General features: G+C 63.7%; 19 protein-coding genes and 2 pseudogenes. 15 read left to right on the forward strand and 6 right to left on the reverse strand.

Going from position 1 to position 24,377, the window contains the following annotated elements; translation table 11 throughout:
- Positions 1-121 precede the first annotated feature (121 nt).
- Positions 122-979, forward strand: a complete 858-nt coding sequence (locus tag OKW28_RS01910; protein ID WP_429443486.1) for a glycine betaine ABC transporter substrate-binding protein — start codon at positions 122-124, stop codon at positions 977-979.
- Positions 980-1,037: 58 nt separating this feature from the next.
- On the opposite strand, the gene purU is transcribed toward OKW28_RS01910, so the two are convergent.
- Entirely contained in the window at positions 1,038-1,913 is an 876-nt protein-coding gene (gene purU, locus OKW28_RS01915) for a formyltetrahydrofolate deformylase (protein WP_429443488.1), read from the reverse strand.
- Positions 1,914-2,049: 136 nt separating this feature from the next.
- Complete coding sequence (locus tag OKW28_RS01920) at positions 2,050-2,964, reverse strand: LysR family transcriptional regulator (RefSeq protein WP_429443490.1); 915 nt, start codon at positions 2,962-2,964, stop codon at positions 2,050-2,052.
- Between the two features lie 109 nt (positions 2,965-3,073).
- Between OKW28_RS01920 and OKW28_RS01925 the strand changes: the two genes are divergently transcribed.
- Positions 3,074-3,715, forward strand: coding sequence for a glutathione S-transferase family protein (locus OKW28_RS01925; RefSeq protein ID WP_429443492.1), 642 nt, complete (start codon positions 3,074-3,076; stop codon positions 3,713-3,715).
- Positions 3,716-3,758: 43 nt separating this feature from the next.
- A pseudogene (locus OKW28_RS01930) lies at positions 3,759-4,715 on the forward strand (pyridoxamine 5'-phosphate oxidase family protein); the annotation flags it as partial.
- 70 nt (positions 4,716-4,785) lie between these two features.
- Here OKW28_RS01930 and OKW28_RS01935 read toward each other — a convergent pair.
- A complete protein-coding gene (locus tag OKW28_RS01935) occupies positions 4,786-5,190 on the reverse strand; it encodes a helix-turn-helix domain-containing protein (RefSeq protein WP_090809994.1) in 405 nt (134 codons plus the stop codon).
- 704 nt (positions 5,191-5,894) lie between these two features.
- Here OKW28_RS01935 and OKW28_RS01940 point away from each other — a divergent pair.
- From OKW28_RS01940 to OKW28_RS01965, 6 genes are all read left to right on the forward strand, one after another.
- Entirely contained in the window at positions 5,895-6,317 is a 423-nt protein-coding gene (locus OKW28_RS01940; RefSeq protein WP_429443494.1) for a hypothetical protein, read from the forward strand.
- A gap of 755 nt (positions 6,318-7,072) precedes the next feature.
- On the forward strand, positions 7,073-7,801 hold the full coding sequence (locus OKW28_RS01945) for a hypothetical protein (RefSeq protein ID WP_429443496.1): 729 nt from the start codon (positions 7,073-7,075) through the stop codon (positions 7,799-7,801).
- 363 nt (positions 7,802-8,164) lie between these two features.
- Positions 8,165-9,631, forward strand: coding sequence for an amino acid permease (locus tag OKW28_RS01950; protein WP_429443498.1), 1,467 nt, complete (start codon positions 8,165-8,167; stop codon positions 9,629-9,631).
- A 368-nt stretch (positions 9,632-9,999) separates the two neighbouring features.
- Complete coding sequence (locus tag OKW28_RS01955; protein WP_429443499.1) at positions 10,000-11,208, forward strand: efflux RND transporter periplasmic adaptor subunit; 1,209 nt, start codon at positions 10,000-10,002, stop codon at positions 11,206-11,208.
- Between the two features lie 11 nt (positions 11,209-11,219).
- Entirely contained in the window at positions 11,220-14,417 is a 3,198-nt protein-coding gene (locus OKW28_RS01960; RefSeq protein ID WP_429443501.1) for a multidrug efflux RND transporter permease subunit, read from the forward strand.
- The gene (locus OKW28_RS01965) at positions 14,410-15,891 is read left to right on the forward strand and encodes an efflux transporter outer membrane subunit (protein ID WP_429443503.1); all 1,482 of its coding nucleotides are present in this window, start codon (positions 14,410-14,412) and stop codon (positions 15,889-15,891) included. Before OKW28_RS01960 ends, OKW28_RS01965 begins: the two co-directional genes overlap by 8 nt.
- 63 nt (positions 15,892-15,954) lie before the next feature.
- On the opposite strand, the gene OKW28_RS01970 is transcribed toward OKW28_RS01965, so the two are convergent.
- On the reverse strand, positions 15,955-17,373 hold the full coding sequence (locus OKW28_RS01970) for a trypsin-like peptidase domain-containing protein (protein WP_429443505.1): 1,419 nt from the start codon (positions 17,371-17,373) through the stop codon (positions 15,955-15,957).
- 327 nt (positions 17,374-17,700) lie between these two features.
- Between OKW28_RS01970 and OKW28_RS01975 the strand changes: the two genes are divergently transcribed.
- The 6 genes and pseudogenes from OKW28_RS01975 to OKW28_RS02000 all read left to right on the forward strand — a co-directional run bounded on the left by OKW28_RS01975 (position 17,701) and on the right by OKW28_RS02000 (position 23,055).
- Positions 17,701-18,222, forward strand: coding sequence for a 2,4'-dihydroxyacetophenone dioxygenase family protein (locus OKW28_RS01975; protein ID WP_429443507.1), 522 nt, complete (start codon positions 17,701-17,703; stop codon positions 18,220-18,222).
- Between the two features lie 106 nt (positions 18,223-18,328).
- A complete protein-coding gene (locus OKW28_RS01980; protein ID WP_429353748.1) occupies positions 18,329-19,630 on the forward strand; it encodes an MFS transporter in 1,302 nt (433 codons plus the stop codon).
- A gap of 13 nt (positions 19,631-19,643) precedes the next feature.
- A pseudogene (locus OKW28_RS01985) lies at positions 19,644-20,376 on the forward strand (SDR family NAD(P)-dependent oxidoreductase).
- A gap of 90 nt (positions 20,377-20,466) precedes the next feature.
- Positions 20,467-21,324 carry an IclR family transcriptional regulator gene (locus OKW28_RS01990; RefSeq protein WP_429443509.1) on the forward strand — a complete coding sequence of 286 codons (858 nt, stop codon included), beginning with the start codon at positions 20,467-20,469 and terminating at the stop codon, positions 21,322-21,324.
- 146 nt (positions 21,325-21,470) lie between these two features.
- Complete coding sequence (locus OKW28_RS01995; RefSeq protein WP_013091688.1) at positions 21,471-22,514, forward strand: rod shape-determining protein; 1,044 nt, start codon at positions 21,471-21,473, stop codon at positions 22,512-22,514.
- Positions 22,515-22,536: 22 nt separating this feature from the next.
- Positions 22,537-23,055 (forward strand): SLATT domain-containing protein, encoded by a 519-nt coding sequence (locus tag OKW28_RS02000; protein WP_429443511.1) that lies wholly within the window; start codon positions 22,537-22,539, stop codon positions 23,053-23,055.
- 61 nt (positions 23,056-23,116) lie between these two features.
- Here the strand turns inward: OKW28_RS02000 and OKW28_RS02005 are convergent, their stop codons facing one another.
- Positions 23,117-23,812, reverse strand: coding sequence for a YceH family protein (locus tag OKW28_RS02005; RefSeq protein ID WP_429443513.1), 696 nt, complete (start codon positions 23,810-23,812; stop codon positions 23,117-23,119).
- A 132-nt stretch (positions 23,813-23,944) separates the two neighbouring features.
- Positions 23,945-24,340, reverse strand: a complete 396-nt coding sequence (locus OKW28_RS02010) for a PaaI family thioesterase (RefSeq protein WP_026226643.1) — start codon at positions 24,338-24,340, stop codon at positions 23,945-23,947.
- Positions 24,341-24,377 lie beyond the last annotated feature (37 nt).

Consider the following 24,377-nt stretch of genomic DNA (forward strand, 5'->3'; position numbering starts at 1 on the left):
CGGACAACTGCATGTCGAAAAACAACGCTACCCGGCAATTCTGGTTGGCGATTCTAAATACGCGATGTGCGGTTCGATGGCAAACGCGTCAATGGGCAAATGGATCAACGGGAGAACGTCGATGAGACTGATCGGAAAGATAGTGGTGGCAAGCGCGTTGGGGGTGATGCTGGCGGCGGTCAGTGCGGGCGTGTCGGCCGATTCGAAACCGACCATCAAGATCGGTTACGTGGAGGGCTGGGACGATAGCGTGGCGACCTCGAACGTGGCCGCCGAGGTGATCGAAAAACGCCTCGGTTATCAGGTGCAACTGGTGCCGGTGGCGGCCGGCGTGATGTGGCAGGGCGTGGCGCGCGGCGATCTCGACGCGACGCTGTCCGCGTGGCTGCCGGTCACGCACGGCGCCTACTGGAACAGCTTCAAGGACAAGGTGGTCGACCTCGGGCCGAACTTCAACGACGCGAAGATCGGTCTGATCGTGCCGGACAACGTGGACGTGAAGAGCGTCGGCGATCTGCAGGCGAAGAAGGCCGAGTTCGGCGCGCGCATCGTCGGCATCGACGCCGGCGCGGGTGTGATGCAGAAAACCAGCGAGGCGATCAAGGCCTATGGGCTCGACTATCAGCTGATGCCGAGTTCCGGAAGCGCGATGACCGCCGAACTGGCGCGCTCGGAGGCGGCCAGCAAGCCGATCATCGTGACCGGATGGAAGCCGCACTGGATGTTCGCCAAGTACAAGCTGAAGTTCCTCGACGATCCGAAGAAGGTATTCGGTGAAGCCGAGCACGTGGATAGCGTGGTGAATCCCGAGCTCGAGAAAAAAGCGCCGACAGTGGTCGCATTCCTGAAGAAGTTCCAATGGAAGCCGGGCGAGATCGACACGGTGATGCTGGCCACGCAGAATGGCGAAAAGCCGGCTGCAGCGGCCGACGCGTGGGTCAGCGCGCATTCGGACCGGGTGGATAGCTGGGTGAAGTAACTCGGCCAGGCGTCGGCGCAGCACACGAAAACGCCGCTTTTCAGCGGCGTTTTTCTGTTTACCGCAGCACGACGGTGCGCTCGCCGTTGATGAACACACGCCGCTCGACGAACGCCTTGACCGCGCGCGCGAGCGTAATGCATTCGACGTCGCGTCCGGTCGTCAGCAGCCGTTCGGGGCTGTACGAGTGATCGACCGGTTCGACTCCCTGCTCGATGATCGGACCTTCGTCGAGATCGTCGGTGACGAAATGCGCGGTGGCGCCGATTACCTTGACGCCGCGCGCATGGGCCTGATGATACGGTCTCGCTCCCTTGAAACCGGGTAGGAACGAATGGTGGATATTGATCGCGCGCCCGGCGATCGCCCGGCTCGTTTCGGCGGACAGGATCTGCATGTAGCGCGCGAGAATCAGCAGTTCCGCGCCGGACGTATCGAACAGCTCGAGCAGGCCGGCTTCCTGTTGTGGCTTCGTGTCGGCTGTAATCGGCAGATGATGGAACGGCAGGCCGTGCGCTCGCGCGAGCGGTTCGAGATCGCGATGATTGGAGCCGATGCCGACGATGTCCATCTTCAGTTCGCCCATGCGCCAGCGAAACAGCAGGTCGGCGAGACAGTGTTCGAGCCTGGAAACCATGATCAGGACTTTCGGCCGGCTCGACAGATCGTGGATCGCCCACGTCATCCGGAAGCGTTCGGCGATCGGCGCGAATTCCTGCTTCAGCGTGGCGATCTGCAGCGCATCGTCGCGATCGACGTGGTGAAACACGCAGCGCACGAAAAAGCGCTCGCTCAGTTCGTCGTCGAATACGGTGAGTTCGTCGACATAGCAACGATGCCGTTCGAGAAAGCCAGCGACGGCGGCAACCTGGCCCGCCGCGCTCGGACACGCGACGGTGAGAACCCCTTGAGCAGCACGGGAAATGGCGGACATAAGCTCTCCACATTGACGATCAGGCGAGGCCGCGGGGTGCGGCGCGCATCGTCGCAGTAGAGCAAATCGGGCGATAACGCGGATAGAAGCTAACCGCCGTTGCGCTGGAATGGGAGCGCCAGAAGGATCTGCCGTGCTAATCCGCAGGTTCCGCCGCGAGCCTTCGCTTCAGCGTATCGATCAACGCGCGCACCTTCGCCGGCGGGTGACTCGTCGGCGGGAATACGGCCTGAATGCTCGCCGGTGCGCTCGCCCATTCGGGCAGCAGCCGGATCAGCCGTCCCGCCGCGACGTCGTCCGCGATCGAAAAATCCGTCAACAGGCCGATGCCGCCGCCCGCGAGCGTCGCCGCGCGGCAGGCATCGGCCGTGTTGACGCGCAACGCGGACGCGCAGCGCACGCTCGCGATCTTGCCATCGACGTGCCGCAAGTCGAGCGTCAGCGGATGCGGCAGCACCGACAACGCGCAATAGGGCAGCGTCTCCAGTGCGGCCGGCGTGCCCGGCGCGCCCCACGTCCGCACGAACTCCGGACTCGCGACGAGCCATTTGACGAAACTGCCGAGCTTCACCGCGCGATAGTTGGAATCCGCGAGGCGACCAAGCCGGATCGCTACATCGATGCCATCGGCGATCAGATCGACGTAGCGGTCGCTGCTCAGCAGCTCGACGTCGAGCTGCGCATGCGTGCGGCGCAATTCGACCAGCGCGGGCGCGACGACGAGCGTGCCGTAGTCGTTCGGCGCACTGACGCGCAGCGTGCCGCGCACCGGTGAGGTTTCCCCGCCGAGCGCGTTCAGCGCGTCCTCGGTGGCGCGCAGAATCTTTACGCTCGCCTCGTAGAACGTGCGGCCCGCCTCGGTGACGCCGAGCCGCCGGGTGGTGCGCACCAACAGGCTCGCGCCGACCTCCGCCTCGAGCCTCTGCATGTGCGTGCTGACCATCGTCTTCGCGAGCCCGAGCCGCGTCGCGGCGGCGCTCAGCGAGCCCGCGTCGATGACGGCGACGAAGATCGCGAGGCGGTTCAGGTTCACGTTGCGCACATCGGCCATGATCGATTGTCCATTCTCGCTTGACTGTGTTTCCCGGATTATCGGGCTTCCGCGCGACAGTGCCTACGCCTTATGCTGGGCGTGTCATTCAACGTATCCGGAGCCATCCATGCCCGCTGCCAGACCCGCCGAGCCTATCAAGCTGTATACGACGCTGCTTTCAGGCCACGGTCATCGCGTGAAGCTGTTTCTGACGCTGCTCGATCTGCCGTTCGAGGTCGTCGAGCTGAACATGAAGGCGGGCGACAACCGCAAGCCCGAGTACCTCGCGCTGAACCCATTCGGTCAGGTGCCGACGATTCAGGACGGCGAGCTCATGCTGTTCGATTCGAACGCGATTCTGGTCTATCTGGCGAAGCGCTATGGCGACGCATCGTGGCTGCCGGACGATCCGCGCGGCGCCGCGGCGGTGCAGCGCTGGCTGTCGCTCGCGGCTGGCCAGATCGCCTACGGGCCGTGCGCCGCGCGGCTCGTGACCGTGTTCGGCGCGCCGCTCGACCACGAACGTGCGAAGCAGATCGCCGTCAAGCTGTTCGACGTGATCGACGAGGAGCTTGCCGGTAAGCCGTTCGTGGCTGGCGCACACGTCACGATCGCCGACATTGCCGCGCACACGTATATCGCTCACGCGCCCGAGGGCGGCGTGTCGTTGCAGCCGTATCCGAACATTCGCGCGTGGCTGCAGCGCGTCGAGGCACTGCCGCGTTTCATCGCGATGCCTTCGACGAAGGCGGGCTTGCTGGCGGCGTGATACGCGTTGACGGCTGCGTCAGATCTTGCAAAGGAGTCCGATCATGTCCGAGTTCGTCCCGTTGAATAACTGGGGAAGCGACGCGTCGCCGTTTCATGCCGGCGAGCAGGATGCGCAGCAGCGCGCGGGTGTGCGTGAGGTGGCCGAGTCGATGGGACGTCGGGGCATTCGCCGATTCATGCCTGCGCAGCATCGCGAGTTCTTTGCCGCGCAGCCGTTCGTCGTGATTGGCGGCGTCGATGCGAGCGCTCAGCCGTGGGCGACGCTGCGTGCGGGTGCGCCGGGTTTCGTCTCGTCACCGGATGCGCGGACATTGCGCATCGAAGGTGGCGCATTGGCTGGCGATCCGCTCGCCGCGGGTTGGCGGGAAGGCGCGCAGCTTGGTGCGCTGGGCATCGAGCCGCGTACGCGGCGGCGCAATCGGGCAAATGGCGTCGTCCGGTCCGTGGCAGGCGACACGTTGCAGATCGAAGTCACGCAGAGCTTCGGCAATTGCCCGAAGTATATCCAGAGCCGCGCGCCGTCTTTCATCGAGCGGGACGTGGCCGCGACGCGCGCGCAGCCCGAGATCGCCACGCTTCTGAGCAGTGCCGACCGCGAGTTGCTCGCGAGCGCGGACACGTTCTTTATCGCCAGCGCGAATCTGAGCGAGGAAGCGGGACCGGGAAAGGGGATCGACGTTTCCCATCGCGGCGGTGCGCCGGGCTTCGTGCGCGTGGACGACCCAACTACGCTGACCACGCCCGACTACAGCGGCAACCGCTTTTTCAACACGATCGGCAACCTCGTGCACGATCCGCGCGCGGGTCTGCTGTTTATCGACTTCGCAACCGGCGATCTGCTTTATCTGGCGGTGCGAGCAGAGATCATCTGGGACGGCGACGAACTCGCGGCATTTGCGGGCGCGCAGCGGCTCGTGCGGTTTCATGTGAGCGAAGTGCGGCGCAGTCGCGGCGCGTTGCCGTTCCAATGGTCGGAGGTCGAACTGGCGCCGCAGTTTCTGCCAAAGGTTCGAGAAATCGCCTGAGCCGATGCGCACGCGCGTGCTTTAGCTGGGTACGGCCGCCGTTTTACTGCGCATTCCGGCCGAGCCGATAAGACACGCCGAGTCTGGTGGCCAGTTGCCATACATAGACTCGCGAGTACGAAATGCCAAACTGACGGCTTATCAGCTCGCGCATGCGCGCATTGCTCCAGCCGTCGGCGTCGAAGCCGTAGTCCCGCGGCGAGGCCCTCAGCGCCTGGGCCAACCAGTCCAGATCCGCCACCGCGAGTGCGGAATGGCGGCCGCCGACGCTCATGTTTCTCAGCGCCTCGAGCCCGCCTTGCTCCAATAGCTTGCGATATCGCTCGACGGTGGTCTTTGCCATGCCCATCTGTCTCGCGACCTCGGCCGCAGCGACGCCGTCGAGCAGTTTCTTGCCCGCCGTGAGACGCCGCGCGACGGTCGGCAAATCGTCATTTGGTCGATGCATCGGAGAACTCCGCCGTTGGGTCGCTGACCGGACTGCAATCGGTTACTGGGGTAGACAGTGAGAAGGGCGCGTCACCTACAGATAATCGAAAACTCGCCCGTTGTGTCCAAAAGAATAAAAAATCAATCGCGCCTTTCCTCTGATAGAAAATCACGCAATCCTCACGTAAGGCGGTTACATGATGTTTTCTTTCTAAAATCTTAAATATCCCTCTTGCGATTGAATTTAACGTTTGCTAACCTGATTGACGTGATTCAAAGCCGTCAATCCGGCTCGGCTCGCTCTGGCAGCCCGGACACCGCCAGGCCGCATCCGGCTTGACGTCGGGCGCTTTTAAGTGCGGGGCGGCAGGTCGGAAGACTGAACCGTTTGAGTGCGCGGATTCCTGTTTTGCGAATCTAATTGGAATGCATTTTTCGATGCAGAGTGGCGATTCGCCGGACAGCTGCGAAAAAACTGCTGAAGCTTGAAAACCCTTCGCGGCGTTTTTCCGGCGGATTATAGCTAAACGGGGCATTCGCGCAGAGTGGCGTTGTGAAGCCCGAATCCAGTAACCACCCGCTTAATTTTAGCTGCGTCGTTCAATACCGGAAATATTTTATGCCGGGCAGTTTCCCACTCGATACGCATAACCGCGATAAAAGCTGACAGCGCATTCATCGGTTGCCATTGGGCGCTTGCAAGCAGGCGGTAAGGAGAACGACATGAACATGGATCGGACCCGCGATATTGCCGCGATGCTACTGCGTGCCGCGAAACGCAAAAGACTCGTGACTTATCAGGAACTGCACGCGCTTTTCGGTCGCGACGAACCGTTGCAAAGCCGCTATCGCGCATTGGAGGACGCGGCGCGCTCACTGAGCGATTGCGCGTCGCTCGACTACGGCTGCCTGATGAGCCTCGACAACGGCCTGCCGGGCGATGACTTCTTTAATCGCTTCAGGCACGGCAGGCCGCGTGAGTACGAAAAGGTGATGGGCTTCGGATCGGCGGGACGCTCGATGCCGAAGAAGCGACTGATTGCGGATGCCGAGCGTCTGCGCGTGTTCGAACATGCATCTCAGATCGCGGCAAGTGGGAGGGCGGCGAACACGTTGCGCCCGTACGCCACGTCGAAATGCACGTAGCCCATTCACAGCCGCTCAACGACGACACGCCCGCCGGTTGAGAAAAATGCGAAACGTCTCTAAGCCACAAGGCAATAGCAGATGATAAAAAATCCGCGCGAGCTGCGATAGTGGCATTGGCTTTCGCTACCAAGCTTATTCTCGTGGTGCGCAAAGCAGTATTTAACAGTTGTCTAATTTCGGCATGTGGCGTGCATAAATTAATCTGTACGCACGGCCGCGTCTTAATTCGTGAGGGCTCTGATTGGGCCCGCCATAAAAATTGAAATTGAATTGCCGCGCCAGTTTTGTTGGTCACTGAATCGGGCTGCGCCCGGCGTCAGTTGTGGTAGGCGAAAGAGTCGCGGTTCGGACGATTCGCGATCGTCACCGGGCATCGGTGTGCATCGCTTGTGGCGTAGGGCCGACACGCGGCACGCGCATCGACGGTGGCACGTGCGATGCGTACTGGAAGCCTTTTCCGAAGAATTCGCAATTTGACATAAGATAAATTATCACCCAAGCTGGTTGTAGTAGCTTTATAGAAATGTCGTACCTGGGCATTGCGCCGAAATCCAGCGTGCATCGTCGCAGTCGCAGCATTTTCCAAATCGGTCCAACGAGATTTACAAAAGCTGTCAGAGAAATCGCTTTAGATTTAATGATCGAGCTCAATCGCCTGAGGGCTTTATGTACGCTGGCGCACATTGTGCCCGCCTCGGAGGGAATATTTTTCAATACGGTCGTAGAACAAAAAGCAAATGGAAATTTGGGCTATGGACACCCTGACAGACGTGCGTGGACATACAGAGACTAAGCGGATTCGAATCGACAAAAGCGTCGCGTTGAACTCTTTTGATAACGTGATTCCGCAGGAGTCGATCGTCGAAATCAACGAGTTCATCGACCACCTGTTTGGCACGACGGCACCGCGCTCGCAGTCCGGCGCAGAGATTGCAGAGATGCTGCGTCGCGGTCAGGCATTTCGCGAACTCGAACAGTCGATCTGCGCGAATGCGCGCGCGATGGCCGCGAAGTTCGGTCGGACAAACTTACCGACTGAACCGTTCCACGTACTGCGCTGTGCGAGCAAGACTTCGTTGGCCGAGAGCCACTGCCGCCACTACGACTCGCACCTGCTGACGCTGCTGATTCCGCTTCAGCTCGCACCCGACGGAGTTCACAACGGCGACCTCGTGATGTACCGCAAGCCGCGCCTGTCCGTAACGACGCTGACCAACGTGATCTGCAAGATGCGCCATGGCTTCCTGCAAAGCCTGCCGCTCAGCTGGCGCAGCTGGCATACCTTGCATGATCTGCGTGTCGGCAACTGCAAGCGCATTCCGGTCAAGCCGGGCAGCGTCTACGAATTCAACGGCTTCGCACTTCAGCATGCGAACCTCGACGTACAGAACGGACAGCGGCGCACACTCCTCATTCACTACTACGACCCAGGCCACTCGCTCGGTCTGAGCAGCGTGCTGCGGCGCGGACGGATCGGCTGAGGTCTGCCCCGCAAGCCTGAAATCGTCCACGTTGGCTTGCCGATTCCGCAATCGCACATCGTAAGTCATCCTGAATCGAACGAGAGGCCTTGCTTGCGATCGCAATGCACAAATGCATCACGGCGCCCGCGGCACGCCCGGCGCTGCGCGCGCCAGCCATCGCACTGCCCTATCGCCCCGACAAAGCAAGCGGATTTCACTTTGCTTTTAATCCGGCATAGACTGAATTTGCCGTTAGACGCTTTATCCGCACTTGCCGTGGCCGTTGCCGTCCACGGCGACGGATGTTTTTGTCGTGCTCCACGAGCCGATGGCAGCCTAACCGGTTCGTGCCTGATCAACACTGAAAAGGGACGACTCATCATGGCCGATACCGGTTACATGGCACGCAAAACCGTTGCTGATATCGTCGCCAGCGCGGACGCCGAAGAAGGCCGTCACCTGTCGAAAACGCTGGGCGCGACGAGTATCACCGCGATGGGCATCGGCGCGATCATCGGCGCAGGCATCTTCGTGCTGACGGGGACCGCCGCCGCGCAGTTCGCGGGGCCGGCCATCATGCTGTCGTTCGTGCTGGGCGGCATCGCGTGCGCGTTCGTCGGCCTGTGCTATTCGGAGCTTGCGGCGATGCTGCCCGTGTGCGGGAGCAGCTACACCTATACGTATGCGACGCTCGGCGAGATCTTCGCGTGGATCATCGGCTGGGACCTGATCCTCGAGTACGCGATGGGCGCCGCGACCGTCGCGGTCGGTTGGTCCGGCTATATCGTGAGCCTGTTGCGCAACGTCGGCATCGACATTCCACCTACCCTCGCCGCCGCCCCCGGCACCATCGTCAAACTGGCCGATGGCTCGACAGTCACCGGCGTCATCAACCTGCCGGCGGTGTTGATCATCGCGATCCTGACCACGTTGCTCGTGTTGGGAACCAAGGAGTCGGCGCGGCTCAACAACGTGATGGTCGCGATCAAGCTGATCGTGGTGGTGGCGTTTATCGCCATCGGCCTGTTTTTCATCAAGCCGGAACACTGGCATCCGTTCATTCCTGCCAATACCGGCCAGTTCGGCAGTTTCGGCATGAGCGGTATTCTGCGCGGCTCGGCCGTGGTGTTCTTCGCGTTCATCGGCTTCGATGCGGTGTCGACCGCCGCGCAGGAAGCGCGACAGCCGCAGCGCGACATGCCGATCGGCATTCTCGGCTCGCTGATCATCTGTACGGTGCTGTACATCCTCGTCGCCGGCGTGCTGACCGGCCTCGTTCCGTACCCCGAGCTGAACGTTCCTGATCCGATCGCCAAGGGCGTCGACGCGATCGGGCTCACGTGGTTCTCGATCCTGATCAAAATCGGCGCGTTGACGGGGCTGACCACCGTGATACTCGTGCTGCTCTATGGACAAAGCCGCATCTTCTTCACGATGTCGCAAGACGGTTTGTTGCCGCACTTTTTCTCGAGGGTCCATCTGCGTCTGCATACACCCTATCTGAGTCAGATCCTGATCGGCACCGTCGTCGCGATCGTGGCGGCGCTGACACCGATCGGCGTGCTCGGCGAGATGGTCAGCATCGGCACCCTGTTCGCGTTCGTCCTCGTGTGCGGCGCGGTGATCTATCTGCGGCGCAGCGACGCCGAGGCGACGCGCCCATTCCGGGCGCCCGGCGTGCCGGTCGTGCCAGTGCTCGGCATCCTGTTCTGCCTGCTGCTGATGGTCGGCTTGCCGCTCGTCACGTGGCTGCGGCTCGTCGTGTGGCTCGTGATCGGCATGACGATTTATCTGTCATACGGCCGCAACCATTCGGTGTTGCGGCATCCGGAGCGCAAACGTACGTGAGTGTGTGGCGACTCGGAATATTTTTTTCAGGCGCATCGATTTCGATGACAATTGCATGCCTTTGAATTGCGGCAATTGCTGGATGGCAAGTGACATGTAATTGACAAATACCATTCAAGATCTCGTCTGCGAGCGGGAATCCCCCGGTCGTGACCACCGCGTCCGCCGCCTGGTCCTTGCGAGTCCATGCCACTCGCGACCACCAAGAACAAATTGACAAGCCACCCAGACACGGTAGGATCAACAGAAATCTTTTCCCCGCATTAACGCACCCACACACGTTCTGAATAGTTAATTCGACCGCAAACCGTTAAAACCGTCACCGATCTCACGCGCAAAAAAGACTGCCTTGATCAAAGGAGTTTCTCTTGCTTTGCTCCGCACTCCGCCTGCGTAGTCGTGCCGTATCGCTTCTGATCACCGGTTTGCCGCTCCTGCTTGCCGCCTGCAACGACCGGCCGCAGACTCCCACCGCCGCGTCGATGCCGCCGGTTCCCGTGCTGGTCGAAACGGTTTCCACCACCCCTGTCGCCGATGTCGTCGAGTTGCCTGGCCGCATCGAGGCCGTGCGCACCGCCGAAATTCGCGCGCGCGTCGACGGCATCGTCCAGCGCACGCTCTATCAGGAAGGCACGGACCTGCCGGCCAACGCCCCACTCTTCCAGATCGACGCGAGCGACTATCGCGCGCAGTTGCAGCAGGCGCAGGCAGCGCTCACGCGCGCGACCGCCGTGCGCGACAACGCGGCGTCGGTGGTGGACCGGTTCAAGCCGCTCGTCGGCCGTCATGCAGTCAGCGCGCAGGAATACGACGCCGCGCTTGCGACGATGCAGCAGGCGCAGGCCAATGTCTCCGATGCGCAAGCTGCGGTCTCGCTTGCACAATTGCGGCTCGATCGCTGCATCGTGCGCACGCCGATCGCCGGGCGCGCGGGCCGCGCGCTCGTCACCGAAGGCGCGCTCGTCAGCGCGGGCGCCGCCACGCTGCTCACGCAGGTCAATCAACTGACGCCGATCAACGCAGTGTTCACGCAGTCGAATACCGCGATGCTCGACGTCGAGCAGCAGATCCAGTCGGGCGCGCGCAAGCCGACCAGCATGAAGCACGTCGAGGTGCAACTGATCCTTGCCAACGGCCAGGTCTACAACGAGCGCGGTTTTCTGGACTTCGCCGATCTCGTCGTCGATCCGTCGACCGGTACGCAGACGGTGCGCGCGCAGTTCGCGAATCCGGCCCGCACGCTGTTGCCGGGGCAGTTCGTGCGCGGGCGCATCATCGCGGCGGGCAATGTGCAGGGCATCCGTATTCCCGAGCGCGCGGTGCAGCTCGACAACGGCATTGCAAGCGTTGCGTTGGTCGCCGACGACGGCACCGTGGTCCGCCGCAATATCTATCTCGGCGAGCAGGGCGAAGGACGCTGGACCGTGCGCGACGGTCTGAAGCCCGGCGAGCGCCTGATCGTCGATGGCTGGCAGAAAGTGCAGCCGGGCCAGCGGGTCGACGCGCGGCCCGCCCCCGATGCGTCGCCAGCGGCGCATTCGGCCGCGTCCCCCGCTCCCGCTTCGACCGCGCACTGACGGGCTCGCCGATGAATCGATTCTTCGTCGCCCGGCCGGTCTTCGCGTGGGTCATCGCCCTCTTCATCGTGCTGTTCGGCGCGATCGCGCTCGCGCTGCTGCCGGTCGAGCAGTACCCCGACGTCGCTCCGCCGTCGCTCACCATCAGCGCGGTCTTCAGCGGCGCGGACGCGAGCACGCTCGAGCGTACCGTCACGTCGATCGTCGAAGACGAGATGAACGGCATCGAGAATTTCCTGTACATGTCGTCGGTGAGCCGCTCGAACGGCACGATGCAGATCACCGTGGTGCTAAAGCCCGGCACCAATCTCGACATCGCGCGCACTCAGGTGCAGGACCGTCTGAGCCGCGTCGAACCGCGCCTGCCGCTCGAAGTCCGTCAGATCGGCTTGAGCGTGACGAAGGCGTCGTCGGGCTTTCTGATGCTGCTTGCGCTGCAGGCGACCGACGGCACCACCGACGCCGTCGCGATGGGCAACTTCGCGTCGAACAACATCGTCAACGAGCTGCGCCGTATCGACGGCGTCGGCGACGTGCAGCTGTTCGGCTCGTCGTACGCGATGCGGATCTGGCTCGATCCGCGCAAGCTCGCGGGCTTTGGGCTGTCGGCCAGCGAGGTGTTGCAGGCGATCCAGGAGCAGAACAGCCAGACCGCGGGCGGCAGCCTCGGCGATCAGCCGATCGCGCCGGGCTCCGAGTTCACCGCGCAGATCGTCACGCAAAGCCGCTTCACGACGCCCGAGCAGTTCCGCGAAATCATCGTGCACGCGAATCCGGATGGCTCGACCGTGCGGGTGGGCGACGTCGCGCGCGTCGAGCTCGGCAACGACAGCTACGGCAACCGCCTGACCGTCAACGGCAAGGCGTCGGCCGGGATCGCGATCCAGCTCGCGAGCGGGGCGAACGCGCTCGCAGTCGCCAACGCGGTGCGCCAGCGCATGGCCGAATTGCAGCCGATCTTCCCGCGCGGCGTCGCGTGGACCGTGCCGTTCGACACCACGCCGTTCATCACGACCTCGGTGCAGGGCGTGATCCGCACGATGGTCGAGGCGCTGTTGCTCGTGACGGTCGTGGTGTTCCTGTTCCTGCAGGACTGGCGCGCGACCGTGATCCCGACGATCGTGGTGCCGATCGCGTTGATCGGCACGTGCGCGGGGCTCTATCTGTTCGGGCTGTCGATCAACATTCTGTCGCTGTTCGGCATGGTGGTCGCGATCGGTATCCTCAACGACGACGCGATCGTCGTCGTCGAAAACGTCGCGCGCATCATGCGCGAGGAAGGGCTCGGCGCGCCGCGCGCAACGGTGAAGGCGATCGGGCAGATATCGGGCGCGGCGATCGCGAGTACGCTGGTGCTCGTCGCGGTGTTCATTCCGATGGCGTTTTTTCCGGGCTCGACGGGCGGCATCTACCGGCAGTTTTCGGTCACGCTCGCGGTGTCGATCCTGCTGTCGACGATGTTGGCGCTGACACTCGGCGCGGCGTTGTGCGCGGCGATGTTGCGTAGCGAGGCGGCCGCCAGGGAGCGGCCGAAGAACCCGGCGTCACGAATGCTGCATCGCGTGTTCGACGGCTTCAATCGCGGGCTCGATGCGGGCACCACGCGCTATATCGGCGGCGTCGATGCGATGCTGCGCTCGCCGCTGCGCTGGCTGCTGGTGTTCGTCGCGGCCTGCGCGATCACCGTGTTTTTCTTCACGCGGCTGCCGACCGGCTTTCTGCCGACCGAGGACCAGGGGCATATCTTCATTACGTATACCGGCCCGCCGGGTTCGACCGACCAGCGCACGCAGCGCGCGATCGACCAGGTCGAGGCGTTTCTGCGAACCCAGCCGCAAGTGCGCAACGTCGCGTCCGTGACGGGCTTCAGCTTCTTTGGCCAGGGGCAATCGGCGGCACTGTCGTTCGTCGATCTGAAGCCGTGGGACGAGCGCTCGGGCGAGGCCAATTCGGCGAGCGCGCTGGTGCGTCGCGCGAATGCGGCGTTTCGGCAGATTCCCGAGGCGATCATTTTTGCGCTCGACCCACCGCCGATTCCGTCGCTCGGCAACGCGACCGGCTTCACGATGAAGATCCAGGATCGCAGCGGCGTCGGCGGCGAAGCGCTGCAACAGGCCGCGCGGCGGATGATGATCGAGGCGTCGCAAAGCCCCCTTCTCGCGGGCGTGCGCGCCGAGGGCATGCCGGAAGCGCCGCAACTGTATGTCGAGATCGACCGCGTGAAGGCGCGCGCATTAGGCCTGCAAATCGGTCAGGTGAACCAGGCGCTTGCGCTGACGTTCGGTGCGAACTACGTGAACGACTTCGTGTTCGAGGGCAACGTGCTGCGCGTGCTGTTGCAGGCGGACGCCGAGCAACGCATGCGTGCCGAGGACGTGACTTCGCTGCGCTTGCGCAATAACCGCGGCGAGATGGTGCCGTTCTCGGCGTTCACGCGTGTGCGCTGGATTTCCGGACCGCAGCAGATCGAACGCTATAACGGCTTTCCGTCCGCGACGCTGTCGGGTCAGGCCGCGCCCGGCCGCTCGAGCGGCGCGGCGATCGCCGAGATGGAGCGCATCGCGTCGCACGTGTTGACCGGCAACCTGAGTTACGAATGGACCGGCACCGCGCTCGAGGAAAAACAGGCGAGCGGCCAGATCGGCATGCTGCTCGGGCTGTCGCTCGTGGTCGTGTTCCTGTTGCTCGCGGCGCTGTACGAGAGCTGGGCGATTCCGGTCGCGGTGTTGCTGATCATCCCGTTCGGCGTGATCGGCGCGGTACTGTTGACGATGCTGCGTGGACTGTCCGCGGACGTGTATTTCAACATCGGCCTCGTGACGATCATCGGCCTTGCCGCGAAGAACGCCATCCTCATCGTCGAATTTGCGATCAAGGAGGAATCCGAAGGAAGGGACGCGCTAGCCGCCGCCAAAAGCGGCGCACAGCAGCGTCTGCGCCCGATTCTGATGACGAGCGTCACGTTCGTGTTGGGCATGCTGCCGCTCGTGCTCGCGACCGGCGCGGGCGCGGCGAGCCGCCGCGCGGTCGGCACCGGCGTGATGGGCAGCATGCTGACCGCGACGTTGTTCGGCATCTTCTTTACGCCGCTGTTCTATGTCGCCGCGCGACGCTGGCTGAGCCGCAAGAAACGCAGCATCGATCTCGACGATGACGATCTGCCGACGGCCATGCCGCCCGATTCGGGTGGAGGGCAGCGCGATGCCTAAATGCCTTCATGTGCGCCTGGTGCTGCCCCTCTTCTGCTGCTCGCTCGCCGCCTGCAACTTTGCGCCGAACTATCAGCAGCCCCAATTGCCGATCGCCGATCGTTTCGACACGACGGAGACCGCCAATCCGGCCACCGCGCATCTGGCAAGCGAAGTCGACTGGCAGACCTTCTTCGCCGATCCGCAACTGAAGCTGCTGATCGAGGCGGCGCTCGAGCACAACCGCGATCTCGCCGCGTCGATCGCGCGCATCGAGCAGGCGCGCGCGTTTTATCGCATCCAGAACGCCGCGCGTTTGCCGCAGGTCAATGCGAACGCGGGTGCGACCCGCACCAAGGCGCCGCTCGGTTCGATCGATCCCGAGTTCGACAACACGGACATCTCGGTCCAGTTCAACCAGTACAACGTGCAGGCCGCAGTGACGTCGTTCGAACTCGACTTCTGGGGGCGCGTGCGCAACACCAGCGAAGCCGCGCGGCGTCGATATCTGGCCACCGTCGACGCGCAGCACGCGTTCCGTTTGTCGCTGATCGGCAATGTCGCGTCGAACTACTACGCGATCCGCTCGGGCGAGGAAGGCATCGAGCTTGCACAACAGACGCTCGACAGTCGGCGCTACGCGCTGGAAGTCGCGAAGATGCGGCTCGACGCGGGCGTCACGTCGATGGTCGATTACGACCAGGCCGCCATTCTGGTTACGCAGGCGCAGACTCAGCTGGCCGAGCTGCAACGGACCACCGCGCAGCAGCGCCATCTGCTCGAGGTACTGATCGGCGGGCCGCTCAGCGGGTCGCTACCGCCGGCGCCGCCTATCGCCGACGCCGCGCAGTTCCGCGAGCTCGATGCCGGCCTGCCCTCCGCACTGCTGATCGACCGGCCGGACATCCAGCAGGCCGAGCAGCAGCTGCGCGCAGCCAATGCCGACATCGGCGCCGCTCGCGCGGACTTTTTTCCACGCATCGCGCTGACGGGTAGCTTCGGATATGTGTCGCCCGAACTCGGCGATCTGTTCGTGCCGGCCAAGCAGGCGTGGTCGTTCGGAGCGCTGGTCGGCATGCCGATCTTCGATGCGGGACAGCGCCAGGCGCAACTATCGCAGGCGCGCGCGCGACGCGACGAACTGGTCGCCGATTATCAGCGCACGGTGCAGAACGCGTTTCGTGAAGTGTCCGACGCATTGGTCGCGCGACAACGCTACAAGGAACAGATCGCGGCGCAGGAACAGGCGGTGCAGGCGCAGCGGCAACTCGCCGAAACGGCGGAGCTGCGCTACGAAAACGGGATCTCGATCTATCTCGAGGTGGTGGATGCGCGACGCAATCAGTTTGCCGCCGAGCAGCAGCTGATCCAGCTTCGGGCGACGGCTTTGCAGAACGGGGTGTCGCTTTACGTCGCATTGGGGGGCGGGCCCGACGAGCCGCGGAACGTCACGCAAAGCACGTCTCACGCTAAGGGGGTCCACCCGTCCAACTGAGGCACGCGCGCCACAGCAGCGCATCGTGCCCGCCGCCGGCATTGCACCGGCGGGTTCTACTCATCAGCCAAGCGTTACGTCGACCGATGCTTGTTCACCATCGCGCACCACGGTGACAGACACGCTTTCGTCCGCCTGAGCGATCATGCGGCGCAGTTGCTCGACGCCGTGAATCACCTTGCCGTCGACGGCAACGATGATGTCGCCCGCCTGAATGCCGGCTTCGGCGGCCGGACCGGTGGCCTGCTGCACCACCACGCCGCCCGGCAGCTGCGCTTGCTGCTGTTCGTCCTGGGTCAGCGCACGCACGGCGACGCCGAGACGCGGACGGTTTTGCTGCTGCGGTTGCTCCTGCTGCTCTTCGCGTGGCGCGGCCGACGCCATGTCCGACGCTTGCTGCGCGCCCACCGTCACCGCCAGCCTGCTTTCGCCGCCGTTGCGCCACACGCTGATCGTCGCTTTGCTGCCCGGCGACAGTTGCGCGACCTGACCGATCAATTCGGTAGTGTTACCAATATGCTTGCCGTTCACGCCGACGATCACGTCGCCCTGGCGCAGACCGGCTGCGTGCGCGGGACCATTCGGATCGACCGAGCCGACCAGTGCGCCGCCCGTCGAGTCGAGGCCGAGCGCCTTGGCCTTGTCGGCGCTGAGCGGCTGCACGCCCACGCCGATGCGGCCGCGGCTTACGTGACCGGTACTCACGAGCTGGTCCTTCACGTGCATCGCAGCGTCGATCGGGATGGCGAACGACAGTCCCTGGAAGCCGCCGGTGCGCGAGTAGATCATCGAGTTGATGCCGATCACTTCGCCGTTCAGGTTGAACAGCGGACCGCCCGAGTTGCCCGGGTTGACCGGCACGTCGGTCTGGATGAACGGGATCGGGCTATCGTCGGAGAACGAGCGCGATTTCGCGCTGATGATGCCCGAGGTCACCGTGCTGTCGAAGCCGTACGGCGAGCCGATCGCCACGACCCATTCGCCGACCTTGCTGCTGTCCGGGTTGCCGATCTTCACGGTCGGCAGATTGGTCGCGTCGATCTTGACGACGGCGACGTCGGTGGCCTTGTCCTTGCCGATCACGCGCGCGTGAAATTCGCGGCCGTCGGTGAGCTTCACGGTCACGCTGGTCGCGCCGTCGACAACGTGATTGTTGGTCAGGATGTACCCGTCCTGGCTGATGATGAAGCCCGAGCCGAGCGCTTCGCCGCCGCTCTTGCGTTGACCGTTCTCGTCGACCGACGCGGCTTCTTTCACGCCGATATGCACGACCGCCGGGCCATAGCGCGTCACGATGCTGGAGAAGTCCGGTGCCGACGAGCGCGAGCCGACGATATCCGCCGCCGCGTGCAGCGACGACGTCGAGCCCTGCGCGTCGTTCACCGACGCATCGGCATTGCGATGGCTCAGCGCATACGCGCCGCCGATTGCGAGGACGGCGCAGATCGCGGCGCTACCGCGCCAATAGTTTTTGGTGGTCATAGTCAGGGAGTGTTGCGGAGGGTTACGTGGTGGATGCGTAATGTAGTGGCCTCCACTTAAAGCAGACTTAAAGATGGTGTTCGATCAGAATGCGCGCGCAGGCCTTGTTTTAGGCGCTTTTTGCGTGTCGTGCGGCTTTTATGAGATAGCAACACGTGCATCTTTCGCGCGATTCGAGAACGAGTGCGGCGTCGCTTTATCGTGCCTGACCAGTAATTTCCCCAGGATTGACCCCGCCCAAAGCGGTTCCGATAATAACCATATTGTGGACTCTTTATCCACAATATGGACATTGCTTTTTTCTGCACACTTCGTGAGGAATTTCCCATGCCAGAGGCCGATCAATCCGACCTGACGCCGTACCAGCTACCGTTCCCGAAGGAAGCGCAAAAGGAAATCGTCGTGCCCTTCGCGATTCCGACCGACGAACGCGTGTGGGTCCCGCAGGCAGAAAACGTGTCGTTCCGCCCACTGTGCCTGAATGCGTCGCAGGGATACTGGATGAATCTGCTGCGCGTACGCCGCTCGGGCGTGTTGAGTCGGCATCGTCATCCGCAGGCTGTGCACGGCATGGTGCTCAAGGGCCGCTGGCGTTATCTCGAGCATGACTGGGTCGCGACCGAAGGCAGCTACGTGTACGAGCCGCCGGGAGAAACGCATACGTTGTATGTGCCCGAGGACGTCGAGGAAATGATCACGTACTTCCAGGTCAACGGCGTGATGTTCTATTGCGATCCGTACGGGAACTACACCGGTTACGAAGACGTATTCACGAAGATCGACATGTGCCGCAAGCACTACGCGGCGGTGGGCCTCGGCGAAGACTACGTCGACCAGTTCGTCCGGTAAAAGGCCGCGCAAGCCCCCAACAGAACCAACAGCCAGGACACCGCAATACCGACAGGCACGCAAACACCATTCCCACGCAGCAGAACCCATTGCGCAGGAGACAAACATGCTTCAGAAGTCGCAGCGTCTGAAACGTATCCAGGTGGTCGCCGTCGTCTTCCTGACGGTGGCGGGCATCGTCAATTATCTCGATCGCAGCACGCTGTCGATCGCGAATCATCTGGTCAGCGAGGAATTGCATCTGTCCGCTTCGCAGATGGGGCTGCTGCTGTCCGCGTTCTCGTTGTCGTATGCGTTCGCGCAGTTGCCGGTTGGCGCGCTGCTCGACCGTTTCGGATCGCGCGTGATGCTCGGCCTCGGCATGCTCGTGTGGTCGATCGCCCAGGTCGCGGGCGGCTTCATCCAGACGCTCAATCACTTCCTCACGGCGCGCGTCGTGCTCGGCATCGCCGAGGCGCCGCTGTTTCCGGCCGGCGCGAAAGTCGTCAGCGAATGGTTCGCGGTACGCGAGCGCGGCACGCCGATCGGCACCTTCATCTCGTCATCCACCATTGCGCCGATGATCGCACCGCCGCTGCTCACGGTGCTGATGCTTTCCTTCGGATGGCGAACGATGTTCGTCATCATGGGCGTGGCCGGCATTGTCGTCGCGCTCGCGTGGTACCTCGTCTATCGCAATCGCAGCGAAATCGCGCTGACCGAAGAAGAAACCGCGCATCTGAACGAAGGTGCGACCGGCCAGGAGAATCCGCAGGGCCTCAGCTGGTCCGAATGGGGCGCGCTGTTCAAGCTGCGCAACACGTGGGGCATGATCTTCGGCTTCATGGGCGTGATCTACATGGTGTGGCTCTATCTGACGTGGCTGCCCGGCTATCTGGAGCGTGAGCGTCATCTGAGCATCGCGCATACCGGCTGGCTCGTCGCGATTCCGTATGTGTTCGGCACGATCGGCATGGCGAGCAGCGGCGTGATCGCCGACTATCTGTTGAAGCGCGGCATGGCGCCGATCCGCAGCCGCAAGTGGCCGCTGTGCGTCGGTCTCGTCGGCGCGGCCGCATTCACGGTGCCGGCCGCCTACACACCGAGCACGACGCTCGCGATCGTCTACGTGTCGCTCGCGATGCTGTTCGTGAACCTGTCGAGCGGCAGCGCATGGGCGCTCGTCAGCGTCGCCGCGCCGCGACATCTGGTGGCGTCGCTCGGCAGCATGCAGAACTTCGGTGGTTATCTGGGCGGCTCGTTCGCGCCGGTGATCACCGGCATCGTCGTCGATCGGACGCATTCGTTCGTCAACGCGCTGCTGATCAGCGCGGCCGTCGCGTTCGCGGCGGCGCTCGTCTATCTGTTCGTCGTCCAGGAAGTGGCGCCCGCGCCGCTCGCGAGCTCGATCGAGACCCAACCCACCTGAGGCGGCTTCTCCCATGACATTCCAGAACCAGCTTCTCGAAGGCAAGACCGCGCTCGTGACCGGCGGCTTGTCCGGTATCGGCGCGGCGATCGCCAACACGCTCGCGCAGCTTGGCGCGCACACGGTGGCGGCTGGTTTGCCGCTGCCCGAAGGCACGCCCGATACGCTCAATCGCGAGATTGCGCGCGTCACGCTGGATGTCCGCTCGGGCAACGCCGTAACGGCCGCGGTGAACGCGTTCGATCGTCTCGACATCGTGGTCAACTGCGCCGGCGTGATCAGCCGCGTCGAAGAACATCGGCTAGACGTGTTCGAACGCGTGATGGATATCAATCTCAACGGCACGATGCGCGTGTGCGCCGCCGCGCGCGACTCGTTGAAGGCGTCGGCGGGCTGCATCGTCAATACGGCGTCGATGCTGAGTTTTTTCGGCGGCGGTCTCGTGCCCGCTTATAGCGCGAGCAAGGGCGCGGTGGCGCAGCTAACGAAGTCGCTCGCGATCGCCTATGCCGCCGACGGACGGCATTCGCGTCAATGCGGTTGCGCCGGGCTGGATCGCAACGCCGCTCACACAGGCGTTGCAGGACGACGATGGCCGCTCGCTGGCGATTCTGGAACGAACGCCGCTGCATCGCTGGGGCACGCCGGAAGAAGTCGCGCAGGTCGCGGTGTTCCTGTGCTCGCCGGCGGCGTCGTTCATGACGGGCGCAATCGTGCCGGTCGACGGCGGATATCTCGTCGCGTGATCGAGTCGGCGCGTGAAGCGGCGCCGCCGTCGTTCGACGCCATCGATAAAGGCATAATTGCGTACCCCTGCTCTGCCCTGCCTCTGTGTGATGTCGAGTTCCGCTTCCAAACCCCGTTCCCACGCTGGCGCCACCGGCCATGATGCTGTCGGGCACGCCGACAACAAAGCCGACTCCAAGGCCGTCGCCGGCACCGCCGCGTTCTCGAAGTTCATCGCGGTGCTGCAACTGATCGCCGATGCGCCAACGCCGCCCAACGTCGCGAAGCTGAGCGCGGCGAGCGGCTATCCACGCCCGACCGTCCATCGCATCGTAGCGGCTTTGCAGGCTGAAGGGATGATCGTCGCGAGCGGCAGCGGCAACACCTTCGGCCTCGGACCGCGCCTGATCAACCTTGCGAGCCATAGCTGGGAGCGCTCGGATCTGCGGCTCGCGGCCGTCGATGCGTTGATGGCGTTGCGCGACTTCACATCGGAGACGATCCACCTCGCGGTGCCCAGCCAGGGCGAGATGGTCTACATCGAAAAGCTCGAAAGCCCGCACGCGGTGCGCATGGCATCGCGCATCGGCACGCGCGTGTCGCTGACGTCGAGTTCGGTCGGCAAGGCGTATCTGGCGACACTCAGCGTGGCCGAGCGCGAGGCGCTGCTGAAGAACGCGCCGCTGGAGCGTTTCACCGAGCACACGCTGACCGACCTCGACGCCGTGCGCCGCGAGCTCGACGCGACCGAGCAGCGCGGCTACGCGGAAGACCGCGAGGAGAACGAAGTATCGATCTGCTGCTACGGCGCCGCAATTCGCGGCCCGGACGGCCGCGCGGCCGGCTGCGTGAGCATCAGCATGCCGACCTTCCGCCGTCGCGACGATGTGCAAGCCACTTACATCGAGCCGTTGCTTGCGGCATGCCGCACGATCGCGGCGCGGCTGGGGCCGCCGAGCGGCAGATAGCGGACGATAGTGCGGCCGCGCCCGTCGATAAACTGCTATTCTTGCTGTCGCGCGGCCGCTCTGGCCGCCCGCCGCGTGCAAGCGGCAGACCCCGACAAGCTCCCGGCGGCGCTCACGCGCACGCCTTCGCAAAGACAGGAATACGCATGTTCGGCTTTCTGCGCGGCTACTTTTCCAACGACCTGGCAATCGACCTCGGTACGTCGAACACGCTGATCTACATGCGCGGTAAGGGCATCGTTCTCGACGAGCCGTCGGTCGTGTCGATCCGCCAGGAAGGCGGGCCGAACGGCAAGAAGATCATCCTCGCCGTGGGCCGCGAAGCGAAGCAGATGCTCGGCAAGGTACCGGGCAACATCGAGGCGATCCGCCCGATGAAAGACGGCGTGATCGCCGATTTCAACATCACCCAGCAAATGATCAAGCGCTTCATCCAGATGGCGCACGAGTCGCGGCTGTTTGCGCCATCGCCGCGCATCATCATCTGCGTGCCGTGTGGTTCGACCCAGGTCGAGCGCCGCGCGATCAAGGAGGCCGCGCATAGCGCGGGCGCCTCTCAGGTCTATCTGATCGAGGAACCGATGGCCGCGGCGACGGGCGCCGGCCTGCCGGTGTCGGATGCAACCGGTTCGATGGTCGTCGATATCGGCGGCGGCACCACCGAGGTGGGCGTGATCTCGCTCGGCGGCATTGTGTACAAAGGCTCGGTGCGCGTCGGCGGCGACAAGTTCGACGACGCCATCGTCAACTACATCCGCCGCAACTACGGCATGCTGATCGGCGAGCAGACCGCCGAGGCGATCAAGAAGGAAATCGGCTCCGCGTTTCCGGGCTCCGAGGTCATGGAGATGGAAGTCAAAGGCCGCAACATGTCCGAGGGCATTCCGCGCAGCTTCACGGTGTCGAGCAACGAAATCCTCGAAGCGCTGACCGATCCGCTGAATCAGATCGTGTCGTCGGTGAAGATCGCACTGGAACAGACGCCACCGGAACTCGGCGCGGACATCGCCGAGCGCGGCATCACGCTCGCCGGTGGCGGCGCGCTGCTGCGCGATCTCGACCGTCTGCTCGCCGAGGAAACCGGCCTGCCGGTGTTCGTTGCAGAGGCGCCGCTGACCTGCGTCGTACGCGGCTCGGGCATGGCGCTGGAACGGATCGAGAAGTTCGGCAGCTCGTTTTCCTACGATTGATGCGCGTGCCGAACGCTGAGCGATGACGACCCTGCCCGCCTACGAGCCGCCCGTCGACGAAACCGAGCTGCTGTTGAAATGGATTCGCCGCGCGCGCGAATCGCAGATGAGCCATTACGACATGGCGGATCTGCTGTCGGCGCGCGAGCGCCGCATGGGCTGGCTCGTGACCGCGCTGACCGCGTTCGTCGGCACGGCGGTGTTCGCGTCGTTGAGCGCGCCGCCGGTGTCGATCGAGATGCGGATAGTCGTTGGGCTCGTCAGCGTGGCGGCGGCGATGTCGGCCGCGTTGCAGACGTTCCTGCGCTATGCGGAGCGTGCCGAGAAGCATCGCGCGGCCGGTGCGCGCTATGGCGCGGTGCGTCGGCGGCTCGAAGCGGTGTTTGCCGGCGACGCCGATGCGCGCGAAGCGCACTACCTCACCGGGATCCGTACCGAACTCGACCGTCTCGCCGAAGACTCGCCGAACGTGCCGCCGCGGATCTTCTATCGCACGCAGCGCACGTTGCTGGCGGACGGGCCGCGTCGGCGTGATGCGTGAAACAGGCGGCCGGGCGCGTTTTCGCCTTCGCTTTCGCCTTCGCCTTCGTTTCCGTTTCAGATCACAGATCGTCCGCGCTAATACCCAGCTCGGTCGCCATGCGCCGCACGACGGCCTGCAGACGGCTGACTTCATCGGCGAGACGCTTCTGCTCGGCCTTCAGCGCCTCGAATGCCGACAGCGGCACGCTGTCGTCCTCGGCGAGCGCGGACTGCGCGGCTTCGGTGATGCTGACCTCGCCGCACAACAGATGCATCCAGCGAATCTCACGCTCGCCCGCCATGCGCGGCAGCCGGACGACGCGAGGCGGATCGTTCGCGGCCAGCTCGTCGAGGAACGCCTCGACCGACGAAATATCGGCGAAGCCATGCAGGCGCGCGCTATTCAGGCGCAATTCGGCGGCCGTTTGCGCGCCGCGCAGCAGCAGCGTGGTCAGCAGCGCGATCGACTGTCCCGGCAGCCCGAGCACGCGGTTCATGTTGTGCTCGAAGCGCGGCACGCGGCTGCTGCTGCCCTCGAACACGAGGCTCAGGCGTTTCAGGCCGTCGACGGCGGTCAGCACCTCGGCCTCGGTCGCGCTCATCACCGGCGCGCGGCCGGTCTTCTGATTGCAGCCGAGCGTCAGCGCGTTCAGCGACAACGGATAACTGTCGGGTACCGTGTGCTGTTTTTCGACGAGCACGCCGAGAACACGTCCTTCGAGCGCGGTCAGCGCGCGCAGCGAGGGTCGGGAAGGAGCGTCGGGAGGAGAATTCATGGGATTGCGAGGTCTCGTGGAAGATGCGCGCGCCGTTCGCGGCTGGACGGCGCGTTCTGTCAGGTGGGCACTATGATAAACGTGGCGAGCCCGGCGCGGCGAGCGAATCCGCGCTGCCGGCGTTGCCGCGCGTCAGGCCGTCTTCGAATACTTGAACGTGCCCTGCGCGCTCGCGATCAGCAGCTTGCCGTCCACCCACGCTTCCGAGCGCGAAAAGAAAATCGAGCGGCCCGCGCGTTCGAGAAAGCCCTTCGCGGTGACCGTCGCGCCGAGCCCCTTGTCCAGATAGTTCGTGGTCAGCGACAGCGTGAAGCCATGCCGCGCCGGCTGTCCCGGTGGCGCATAGAGGCCCGCGTAGCCCGCGGCCGCATCGAGCAGCGTCGCGATCGCGCCGCCTTGCAGCACACCCTGACGATTGAGCTTGCTCGCGTCGATCGGCATCAACAGCTCGGCATAGCCGTCGCGCCATTGGGTCAGACGCACGCCGAGCGATTCGAGAAACGGGTTGTCGATGGGAAAGTCGGACATGAATCGGGCCTTGCCTGGGTCGGAACGAATCGTGAGC

Origin of the sequence: Paraburkholderia sp. 40, assembly GCF_050434105.1 — a bacterium.
GTDB classification, from domain to species: Bacteria; Pseudomonadota; Gammaproteobacteria; order Burkholderiales; family Burkholderiaceae; genus Paraburkholderia; species Paraburkholderia tuberum.